This window comes from Streptomyces sp. MZ04, from assembly GCF_004684775.1.
Classification (GTDB): domain Bacteria; phylum Actinomycetota; class Actinomycetes; order Streptomycetales; family Streptomycetaceae; genus Streptomyces.
The window spans coordinates 1-10175 of record NZ_SRIC01000289.1 but is presented as its reverse complement, the minus strand read 5'-3'; the positions used below and the strand labels follow the sequence as shown (position 1 = coordinate 10175).

The window sequence follows — 10175 nt, the reverse complement described above, 5'->3', positions numbered from 1 at the left end:
GGGGAGTGGCGGGGGACGGGGTGGCGCGGAGACCTTTCCGCGCCGCCCCGCGCTTCAGGCATCGGCGGCACCTGTCCATGGCTGCCAAGATCCCACCCCCGTTGGGGACTTGTTGGTCGCCTCCGCGAAGATCCCTGCATGACCATGAAGAAGATCGTCCGCACCGTCGGCGTCCTCGCCGCCGCCGCGGGGCTCGTCGCACTCAGCAATCCGGCGCACGCCGCGGGGGACGTGTACCAGGGCACCGGATGGCGGATCCTGAACGGCCGGGGGATCCAGTCGCTCAGCCCGGATCCCTACGTCATCCACCTCGTCAAGCCCAAGGCGTCCGAGACCAAGCTCACCGCCGCGCAGACCAAGACCGCCGAGTCCCAGCTGCGGGCGCAGTTGAAGAAGACCGCGGCGCAGCTGACCGCGATCACGGGGACCAAGTTCACGCTGGCCGGCGGCTATCACAAGGAGCAGAACGCCTGCTCCACCGCCGAGCGCCACGTCATCACCGTGGGCGTGAAGTACCGGCCCTTCATGCCCGGCAACAAGCCGGGCTACTCCCAGGCGCACCCCTGCTCGGCCAGCGGCAACAAGAGCGCGTGGGGCGGGTGGATATGGGTCGACAGCGAGTACTGGAAGCCGGGGGACTACGCGATAGGCCCGGCGCGCATCTCGAACATGATGAGCCATGAGATCGGGCACTCGATCGGACTCGACCACGCGAACGTCGACGGTCCGGACGCCAACAAGACCGTCGACCCCTTCGAGTGCGTCAGCAACAGCAGCAAGGACACCCCCGTCATGTGCTCGCCCAACGGGGGCCACGGCAGGGCCAAGGGCGGCAGCGAGGCCCGCGTCAAGAAGTACGCCGGTCAGTACACGAAGTGGGACATCGCCGGGCTCAAGGCCCTCAAGGCCAACTTCAGCCGATAGCCGATGCGTTGATCAGGGGTGGGTGCGGCGTCGCGTACGGCGCGCCCACGCCCCACGCCTGGTGCATCGCGTCGGCGAACGCCCCCGCGAGGCGGTGCTCGCCGGAGGCATTGGGGTGCGTCCCGTCGTAGGTGTCGGCGTCGATGTCGTACGACGGTGGTGACGAGGCCAGGAGCAGCGGGGACGTGCCCGTGTCGAGGTCGGCGACCGCCTTCGCGAGCAGCATGTTGAAGCGGGCGACCTCCGCCGCGAACGGGGCGTCCGTGCGGGCCCGGACGTTCGGGATGACGGGGAGCATGACCATCCGGATGTGCGGGTCGGCCGAGCGGGCCTGAGCCACGAAGCGGCGTACGTTCTCGGCGGTCTGCTCGGCGTTCGTGTAGAAGCCGAGGTCGATCAGGCCGAGGGAGATCAGCAGCACGTCGGGTGCGTCGCGGCGCACCGCGTCGGCGATCTGCGGTGCCATGTGCAGCCAGCCCTCGCCCCAGCCCGCGAGGTGGTTGCGGGGGAAGGCGGGGTCCGTGCCGCCGGCGTAGGCGTGCGACGTCGGTTCGCCGGTGGACTTGTCGTGCAGCGTCAGGCGCGGGCCCACCACGGCGAAGCCCTCGTCGCCGAGCGAGGATCGCAGGTGCTGCCACATCCGGAGGCGCCAGGTGTGTTCCCCGGCGCTTCCGATCGTCATCGAGTCGCCGACGAACATGAACCTGAGCATCCGCTCATCATCCCGGACCTCCGTGATCTCCGCCCCGGCCCGCGATGTGAGGCTCAACACCCGCCGGACGCCCGGCGCCCCGCGCCGGGGTGGCAGTCTTGGGCCATGCGTTCACTGCGTACTTCGATGAGTGCCAAGGCCGTAGCCACGGTCACGGCCGCGGCCGCCGTCGGCTGCCTGGTCCTGTTCGGCGCCGCCGCCGCTCCGGCCCTCGCCGACGAGAGCCAAGACGGGTTCACCATCAAGGACCCCCGCATCATCGAGTCCAGCGGCCTCGCCGCGTCCCGCGCCCACCCGGGCGTCTACTGGACGCACAACGACCAGGACAAGGGCGGGGCGCTGCTCTACGCCGTGGACGGCAAGACCGGTGAGACGGTCGCGACGATCACCATGACCGGCGTCGGGACGCCGCGCGACGTCGAGGCCGTCTCCGTCGGCAGCGACGGCAACCTTTACGTCGGCGACATCGGCGACAACCTCGGCGGCACCTGGTCCCACGTATGGATCTACAAGCTGCCGGAGCCGAAGAAGCTCCGCGACCAGACCGTGCGCGCCACCCAGTACACGGTGAAGTACGAGGACGGGGCGCGCGACGCGGAGGCGTTGATGGTCCACCCGAAGACCGGGCGGATCTACATCGCCGACAAGAAGGAGGAGGGCGGCGCCCTGTATGAGGGGCCTGCGCAGATGTCCACCTCCGGCGTCAATGTGTTCAAGCGGCTCGGCAGGACCGGGCTCTGGACGACTGACGGCGCGTTCTCGCCCGACGGCAAGCAGCTCGCGCTGCGGGGGTACCTGGGTGGTGTCTCGTACGCCTGGAAGGGCGAGGGGAAGATGCCGGAGCGCGAGGGGCGGCTGAGCGTGCCGCTGCAGGGGCAGGGGGAGTCGGTGACGTACACCCTCGACGGTACGACCCTCATGTACGGCACCGAGGGCGAGCAGGGTGAGGTCGAACCCGTCGAGGTGGAGGGGGCTGCCGGGGGTGGCAACTCCGGCTCGAGTGGCGGGAGTTCGGGCTCAGGCGTCGGGAGCGGCGGAGGGTCCGGACTCGACGGCGACTTCAAGGTGGGCGCGCTGGCCCTGGCCGTCGTGCTGGCCGCGTTCGTGGGCCTGAAGCGGGTGTTGCGGCGACGCTAGGCGCTCCGCTGGACGGCCGGTATTCATCTGCGGGCCGTCAGTGGCTGGTCGCGCAGTTCCCCGCGCCCCTTCGGGGCGCGGAAGCGCGCCGGCTATTCCCCCAGCACCCGCACCTCGTAATGCAGCGTCTGGTCCCGCGTGAGCCTGTGTACGAGCGGGACGAACAGGCCGTGCAGCACCGGATGCTTGCGCCTGAGCAGCTTTGCCGCGTGTTTGTTCTCCTCGCTGCCCGGGTCGAGCAGCCGCACCCGCGCCTTGATCTCGGGGCCGGTCGGGGCGCCGCGCACCGTGGCCGGGGCGATCTCGACCTCGGGGTTGCGGCGCATCCGCTTGGCCTTCCAGGCCTTGGCGTAGGTGCGGATGTACGCGTGGTCGCCCTCGACGGCGATGCTGACGGGGGCGCCCACGCCCGTGCCGTCCTTCTTGTGGCTGGTGAGCAGGATGGTGTACTGCTTCACGAACGGGGCGAGCGCGGGGCTCGCAGGCCCCGCAGGTTTCGGCGTCATGCATCCATAGAGGCACTGATCGCCGGATATGTCACGCTCTCTGGGTGTCCTGCTCGCCCTCGCGTCGGGCTACCAGGACGTCCAGGCCGTCGAGCAGCCGCTGCAGGCCGAACTCGAAGTGGTCGAAGTCGGGGCCGAACGCGTCCTCGGAGAGGTTCGCGAGCGCCGGGTAGCGGCCGCTGCGCATGATCCTGGTGAGGGCGGGGGCCTGCGCGTTCCAGAACTCCTCGTCGGTCAGGCCGGTCTTGCGCACCGCCTCGATCTCGTGGACCTGGGTGCGGGCGACCCCGGTGACGTACCCCTCGGTCATGACGATCACCCCGATCAGTTCGGGGTCGGGCAGGCCCATCGGCTTGATCCGGGACAGCGTCCGGTCGAGGCCGCCGACGGCTCCGGGGCCGAGCACCGGGCGGGCCTGGTTGACCTGGAGCAGCCAGGGGTGGCGGCGGTAGAGGACGAGGGTCTCGCGGGCGTACTCCTCGACGCCCTCGCGCCAGCCGCCGGTCCAGGGTGCCGCGCCCTCGGGTTCCTCGGGGGGCGCGTACACGCGGTCCAGCATCAGGTCGAGCAGATCGCCCTTGCCGGGGACGTAGCGGTACAGGGACATCGTGCCGGTGCCGAGCTCCGTGGACAGGCGGCGCATCGAGACCGCCGTGAGGCCCTCGGCGTCCGCGAGGCGCACCGCCTCGGTGACGATCCGCTCCAGGGTGAGCCCCGGCTTGGGGCCCCGCGCCGGGCGCTCGCCGCTGCCCCAGAGCAGTTCGAGGCTGCGGGTGATGTCGCTGCCGGTGCGCCGGCTTTCGCCGCCTTCGCCGCCGCCGTTCGTGCTCGTCATGGGTCTCACCCTAATCGCCGGATCGGTAATTGAGTACGGCGTACCCACAAGAATTGAGTACGGTGTACTCTCAACTGGGTACGGCGTACTCATATGGCTCTGGAGCTCTGGAGGAGCAGGCGATGAACGGGAACGGCTTCGCGGTACGGGCCGAAGGGCTCGAGAAGCGGTACGGGGAGAAGCACGCCCTGGACGGCTTCGACCTGCACGTCGAGCGGGGCACGGTGCACGGACTGCTCGGACCGAACGGCGCGGGCAAGACCACCGCCGTCCGCATCCTCTCGACGCTGGTTCGGCTCGACGGCGGGCGCGCCGAGGTCGCGGGCGCGGACGTGGTGCGCGAGCCCGCCCTGGTCCGCGGCCGCATCGGCCTCACCGGGCAGTACGCGGCGGTCGACGAGGTCCTCACCGGGCGGCAGAACCTGGAGATGTTCGGCCGCCTCTTCCACCTCGGCGGCAGGCGCGCCGCCCTGCGCGCCCAGGAACTCCTGGAGCAGTTCCACCTGGAGGACGCGGCGGAGAAGGGCGCCGGTCAGTACAGCGGCGGCATGCGGCGCAGGCTCGACCTCGCCGCGTCGATGATCCTCGCGCCCGCCGTCCTCTTCCTCGACGAGCCGACCACCGGGCTCGACCCGCGCAGCCGCCTCGAAGTCTGGGACACCGTGCGGGACTTGGTCGCGGGCGGTACGACCGTGCTGCTCACCACGCAGTATCTGGAGGAGGCCGACCGGCTCGCCTCCCGCATCACCGTCATCGACCGCGGCCGCGCCATCGCCGACGACACCCCGGACGGCCTCAAGAGCACGGTCGGCGGAAGCCATCTCGACGTGGTGGTGCGCGATGCCGCCGACCTCCCCGCGGCGGTCAAGGCCGTCGCCCGGGTCTGCGACGGCGAACCGCTCACCGTCGACATGGAGCGCCGCGTGCAGGCCGCCGTGACCGACCGGGTCGGCGCCCTGACGGAGGTGGCGCGGACCCTGCAGGACGAGGGCGTCGCGGTCGAGGACATCGGCCTTCGCAGGCCGAGCCTGGACGACGTGTTCCTGCGCCTGACCGGCCAGACATCCGAGAACGAGAGTGCGAACGTGGACAAGAATGAGGTGGTGGCGGCATGAGCGTCGCCCTGACCGCCGACACCTCGCGCGGACGCCTCTACTGGGCGCTCGCCGACGGCTGGAACGTCACCCGCCGCTACCTCACCCACTTCCGTCGCCAGCCCGTCAACATCGCCTGGCAACTGGGCTTCCCGATCATCTCCGTACTCCTGTACGGCTTTGTCTTCGGCGAGGCGATGAAGGTGCCGGGCGGGGGAGAGGACGGCGACTACAAGCAGTTCCTGATGCCCGGCATGTTCGTGATGACGATGGCCTTCGGCTTCATGAACACGGCGATGGGCGTCGTCACGGATTCCACCAAGGGCGTGATCGACCGCTTCCGCTCGATGCCGATGGCGCCGTCGGCGGTGGCTTCGGGGCGCGGCCTCGCCGACCTCGTCGTGGCCTGCGCCGAGCTGACGATCCTCGCCCTGACGGCCCTGGCCATCGGCTGGCGCTCGAGTGCGGGCCTGCCGCAGACCCTGGCGGCCTTCGGCCTCCTGCTGCTCCTGCGCTTCAGCCTGATCTGGGTGGGCGTCTACCTGGGCCTCGTCGTCCCGACCCCGGAGGCGGCGGGCGGCCTCTACGCGGTCGCCTTCCCGCTCACCATGATCTCCAGCGTCTTCGTGGCGCCTTCCCTGATGCCGGACTGGCTGGCGCCGATCGCCGCGTGGAACCCGGTGTCCTCCACGGGCACGGCGGCACGCGAACTGTTCGGCAATCCGGGTGCGGGGGGTGCGAGCTGGGTGGAGCAGCACGCGATCCTGATGGCGGTGGTGTGGCCGCTGGTGGTGTCGCTGCTGTTCCTGCCGCTTGCGGTACGGAAGTTCAAGCAGCTGAGCAGGTGAGGTTCTGTACCTGTACGCGAACGGGGGCGCCCGGCACGGTGTGTGCCGGGCGCCCCCGTCGACGTACGAAGAACTACTGCTACAGCGCTACCGCTACAGCTTCTCGATCACGTAATCGATGCACTTGGTGAGTGCCTCGACATCCGCAGGATCAATCGCCGGGAACATCGCGATACGCAGCTGATTGCGGCCCAGCTTGCGGTACGGCTCGGTGTCCACGATGCCGTTGGCGCGCAGCGCCTTCGCCACCGCGGCGGCGTCGATCTCGTCCGCGAAGTCGATCGTGCCGATGACCTGCGAGCGCTTGGCCGGGTCCGTGACGAACGGCGTCGCGTACTTGGACTCCTCGGCCCAGCCGTAGAGCGTGCGCGAGGAGGCAGCCGTGCGGCCGGTCGTGAACTCCAGGCCGCCCTGGCTGTTCATCCACTCGAGCTGCTCGCCGAGCAGGAAGAGGGTGGCGAGGGCCGGCGTGTTGTACGTCTGGTTCTTGCGCGAGTTGTCGATCGCCGTCGGGAGGCTGAAGAACTCCGGGACGTGGCGGCCGGACGCGTGGATCCGCTCGGCGCGCTCGATCGCGGCCGGGGAGAACGCGGCGATCCAGAGGCCGCCGTCCGAGGCGAAGGACTTCTGCGGGGCGAAGTAGTAGACGTCCGTCTCGGCGATGTCGACGGGGAGACCGCCGGCGCCGGAGGTGGCGTCCACCAGGACGAGGGAGCCCGCGTCCGCGCCGGCCACCCGCTTGATGGGGGCCGCGACGCCGGTCGAGGTCTCGTTGTGCGTGAACGCGTACACGTCGACGCCCGCCTCGGCCTGCGGCTCCGGGTGCGTGCCGGGGTCGCTGGTGATGACGGTGGGCTCGGCCAGCCAGGGGGCGAGCTTCGAGGCCTTGGCGAACTTGGAGGAGAACTCGCCGAAGCTGAGGTGCTGCGACTTGTTCTCGATCAGGCCGTGCGTCGCGATGTCCCAGAAGGCGGTGGAGCCGCCGTTGCCCAGGATCACCTCGTAGCCCTCGGGGAGGGAGAAGAGGTCCTTGACGCCCTCGCGCACCCGGCCGACCAGGTTCTTGACCGGGGCCTGACGGTGGGAGGTGCCGAGCAGAGAGGTGCCGGTGGCGGCGAGCGCGTCCAGCGCCTCCGTGCGCACCTTGGAGGGGCCCGCGCCGAAACGTCCGTCGGCGGGCTTGATGTCAGCGGGAATCTGGATCTCAGCCACGGGGTGAGCCTAACGGCTGAGGGCGCGGGGTTTGCGGGGTGTCCGCCGGGTGAGATCGCGCCGCCACGCGTGGTGGACGCCTCGGGGTCCGCACACGAAGTGCGCTGATGGACACAGCGGGGAAAGGAGAACCGCATGAACCATCACGGAGACCTGGAGCGCGCCCTACGAAAAGCCGTCAGCGGAGACGTGGACTTCTCCACGACCGCCCGCGCCCTGCACACCATGGACGCCTCCAACTACAGACGCGTCCCGCAAGGCGTCCTCGCCCCGCGCGACGCGGACGACGTGGCGGCCGCACTCACGGTCTGCCGGGAGCGGGACACACCCGTGGTCGCCCGAGGCGCCGGCACCTCCATCGCCGGCCAGGCGACCGGCACCGGCCTCGTACTCGACTTCACCCGCCACATGAACCGGATCACCGCCCTGGACGCGGACACGCGAACGGCGACCGTCCAGCCAGGCGTGATCCTGGACAACCTCCGCACCGCGGCCGGCCGCCACGGCCTCACCTTCGGCCCCGACCCCTCCACCCACAACCGCTGCACCCTCGGCGGCATGATCGGCAACAACTCCTGCGGCTCCCACTCGGTGGCCTGGGGCACCACCGCCGACAACGTCCACCACCTGAAGGTCATCACCTCGGGCGGCGAAAGGCTCGGCCTCGCCCAGGGCTGGGACGGCGCCCCCGAAGGCCTGCGCCCCCTGGTGGACGCCGAGTTGAAGCTCCTGCGGACCGGCTTCCCGGAGCTGCCCCGCCGCATCTCCGGCTACGCCCTGGACGCCCTGCTCCCCGAGCGCGGCGTCGACCTGGCCCGCGCCTACTGCGGCTCGGAAGGCACCCTCGGCATCCTCATGGAGGCGACGGTACGGCTCGTCGAGGCTCCACGCGCGCGTGCCCTCGCCGTTCTCGGATACGCGGACGAGAGCGCGGCGGCGGAGGCGGCGGCCGCCCTGCTTCCGCACGGCCCGCTGACGGTGGAGGGCATGGCCGCCGACCTGGTACGCGGCGCGGAGGGGCTGCCCAGGGGCGGCGCCTGGCTGTTCGTGGAGACGGGCGGCGGCAGCGAGGCCGAGGCACGCGCGCGTGCGGAGGCGATCGCGCGGGCGGCTTCCGGCGACGGCTCCGTGGACTCGGTGGTGGTGACCGACCCGGCGGGACAGCGCGCCCTGTGGCGGGTACGGGAGGACGCCAGCGGGACGGCGACCCGGATGCCGGACGGCAGCGAGGCCTGGCCGGGCTGGGAGGACTGCGCGGTGCCGCCGGCCCGGCTGGGCGCGTATCTGCGGGACTTCCGGGCGCTCCTCGCGGACCACGGCCTGCGCGGCACTCCGTACGGGCACTTCGGGGACGGCTGCATTCACGTACGCATCGACTTCGACCTGATGAGCGAGGAGGGCGTACGAGGCTTCCGGCGCTTCTCGGAGGACCTGGCGGAGGTGGTCGTCGCGCACGGCGGATCACTCTCCGGCGAGCACGGCGACGGCCAGGCGAGGGCGGAACTGCTCCCCAAGATGTACGGCGCCGACCTGGTACGCCTCTTCGAGCGAGTGAAGGGGGTGTGGGACCCGGCGGACCTCCTCAACCCGGGGATGCTGGTGCGCCCCGCGCCGCTGGACGCGAACCTCCGCTTCGCCCCCCTGCCGAGAAAGCCGGTGGACGTCGCGTTCGGCTATCCGCACGACGGCGGCGACTTCTCGGCGGCGGTACGGCGGTGCGTAGGGGTCGCCAAGTGCCGTACGGAGTCGACGAGTTCGGCAAGCGGGGTGATGTGCCCTTCCTTCCGGGTGACGGGCGAGGAGGAGCACTCGACGCGGGGCCGGGCGCGGCTGCTGCACGAGATGCTGGCGGGGGAGGTGGTGAAGGACGGCTGGCACTCGACGGAAGTCCGCGACGCACTGGACCTCTGCCTCTCCTGCAAGGGCTGCCGCTCGGACTGCCCCGTGGGCGTGGACATGGCCACGTACAAGGCGGAGTTCCTGCACCACCACTACGAGGGCAGACGCCGCCCCGCATCGCACTACGCGATGGGCTGGCTGCCGCGTTGGCTGCGCCTGGCGTCGCGCACACGCACGACCCGCCTGGCCAACGCCCTTTCCCGCGTAGGCGTGTTGGCAGCCCTGGCCAAACGCCTCGGCGGGATCGCACCGGAGCGGGAGATCCCGCGGCTCGCTCCGGAGACCTTCCGTCGCTGGTGGCTCAAGCAGTCGCGCCGCAAGGGAACGCAGCTCACGTCCTCCGACCGCTTCGTCATCCTGTGGCCGGACACGTTCACGGACCACCTCTCTCCGGAGGTGGGGCGGGCGGCGGTGCGGGTCCTCGAGGACGCGGGGTTGGTGGTGTTCGTACCGGGGAGCGGGGTGTGCTGCGGCCTGACGTACGTATCGACGGGCCAACTCGACCGCGCCCGCACGGTGTTGAAGCGAACCCTGGACCACATGGAGCCGCTCCTGGAAGGGGGCGCACCGGTGGTCGTCCTCGAACCAAGCTGTGCCGCAGCCCTGAAATCGGACCTGATCGAACTCCTCGGCGAAGACGAGCGGGCACAGCGCCTGGCCGCCGCGGTCCGCACGTTCGCCGAGGTCCTGGAGGAACGCGCCCCGGAGTGGCGCCCGCCGCGGATCGACCGCCCGGTGGTCGGCCAGACCCACTGCCACCAGCACGCGGTGCTCGGCGACGCGGCCGAGCGCCGACTACGCCAGAAGGCGGGCCTGGAGGGCGAGTTGAGCGGAGGCTGCTGCGGCCTCGCGGGCAATTTCGGCTTCGAGGAGGGCCATTACGAGGTCTCATGGGCCTGCGCGGAGGAGCAGCTGCTCCCGGCGGTCCGCTCGGCCCCCGCATCGGCGGAGGTCCTGGCGGACGGCTTCTCCTGTCGTACGCAGCTGGAGCAGTTGGGGGAGGGGGTG

The 10175-nt window shown here is 70.8% G+C and carries 9 protein-coding genes; 5 read left to right on the top strand and 4 right to left on the bottom strand.

The window, feature by feature from the left end:
• Positions 1 to 138 precede the first annotated feature (138 nt).
• Positions 139 to 924, top strand: a complete 786-nt coding sequence (locus E2651_RS36100) for a hypothetical protein (RefSeq protein ID WP_135335487.1) — start codon at positions 139 to 141, stop codon at positions 922 to 924.
• Here the strand turns inward: E2651_RS36100 and E2651_RS36095 are convergent.
• Positions 914 to 1636, bottom strand: a complete 723-nt coding sequence (locus E2651_RS36095; RefSeq protein ID WP_135335486.1) for a GDSL-type esterase/lipase family protein — start codon at positions 1634 to 1636, stop codon at positions 914 to 916. The genes E2651_RS36100 and E2651_RS36095 overlap by 11 nt on opposite strands.
• 126 nt (positions 1637 to 1762) lie before the next feature.
• Here E2651_RS36095 and E2651_RS36090 point away from each other — a divergent pair, with 126 nt between their 5' ends.
• Entirely contained in the window at positions 1763 to 2773 is a 1011-nt protein-coding gene (locus E2651_RS36090; protein WP_209446331.1) for a WD40 repeat domain-containing protein, read from the top strand.
• 92 nt (positions 2774 to 2865) lie between these two features.
• On the opposite strand, the gene E2651_RS36085 is transcribed toward E2651_RS36090, so the two are convergent.
• Entirely contained in the window at positions 2866 to 3279 is a 414-nt protein-coding gene (locus tag E2651_RS36085; RefSeq protein ID WP_135335484.1) for a PPOX class F420-dependent oxidoreductase, read from the bottom strand.
• Positions 3280 to 3310: 31 nt separating this feature from the next.
• Positions 3311 to 4114 carry a TetR/AcrR family transcriptional regulator gene (locus tag E2651_RS36080; protein WP_135335483.1) on the bottom strand — a complete coding sequence of 268 codons (804 nt, stop codon included), beginning with the start codon at positions 4112 to 4114 and terminating at the stop codon, positions 3311 to 3313.
• A 122-nt stretch (positions 4115 to 4236) separates the two neighbouring features.
• Here E2651_RS36080 and E2651_RS36075 point away from each other — a divergent pair, with 122 nt between their 5' ends.
• Together E2651_RS36075 and E2651_RS36070 are read left to right on the top strand one after the other, a co-directional pair.
• Positions 4237 to 5229, top strand: a complete 993-nt coding sequence (locus E2651_RS36075; protein ID WP_135335482.1) for an ATP-binding cassette domain-containing protein — start codon at positions 4237 to 4239, stop codon at positions 5227 to 5229.
• Positions 5226 to 6056 (top strand): ABC transporter permease, encoded by an 831-nt coding sequence (locus tag E2651_RS36070; protein WP_135335481.1) that lies wholly within the window; start codon positions 5226 to 5228, stop codon positions 6054 to 6056. The genes E2651_RS36075 and E2651_RS36070 overlap by 4 nt, the downstream gene beginning before the upstream one ends.
• Before the next feature lie 93 nt (positions 6057 to 6149).
• Here E2651_RS36070 and serC read toward each other — a convergent pair whose 3' ends face one another.
• Positions 6150 to 7268 (bottom strand): phosphoserine transaminase, encoded by a 1119-nt coding sequence (gene serC, locus E2651_RS36065; RefSeq protein ID WP_135335480.1) that lies wholly within the window; start codon positions 7266 to 7268, stop codon positions 6150 to 6152.
• 135 nt (positions 7269 to 7403) lie between these two features.
• On the opposite strand from serC, the gene E2651_RS36060 reads away from it, so the two are divergent.
• Positions 7404 to 10175 (top strand): FAD-binding and (Fe-S)-binding domain-containing protein (locus E2651_RS36060; RefSeq protein ID WP_135335479.1); only part of this gene is annotated, 2772 nt, incomplete at its 3' end.

Coding starts and splice junctions, on each gene's coding strand:
- E2651_RS36100 (WP_135335487.1), top strand. CDS start 139: ATGACCATGAAGAAGATCGTCCGCACCGTCGGCGTCCTCGCCGCCGCC.
- E2651_RS36095 (WP_135335486.1), bottom strand. CDS start 1,636: ATGCTCAGGTTCATGTTCGTCGGCGACTCGATGACGATCGGAAGCGCC.
- E2651_RS36090 (WP_209446331.1), top strand. CDS start 1,763: ATGAGTGCCAAGGCCGTAGCCACGGTCACGGCCGCGGCCGCCGTCGGC.
- E2651_RS36085 (WP_135335484.1), bottom strand. CDS start 3,279: ATGACGCCGAAACCTGCGGGGCCTGCGAGCCCCGCGCTCGCCCCGTTC.
- E2651_RS36080 (WP_135335483.1), bottom strand. CDS start 4,114: ATGACGAGCACGAACGGCGGCGGCGAAGGCGGCGAAAGCCGGCGCACC.
- E2651_RS36075 (WP_135335482.1), top strand. CDS start 4,237: ATGAACGGGAACGGCTTCGCGGTACGGGCCGAAGGGCTCGAGAAGCGG.
- E2651_RS36070 (WP_135335481.1), top strand. CDS start 5,226: ATGAGCGTCGCCCTGACCGCCGACACCTCGCGCGGACGCCTCTACTGG.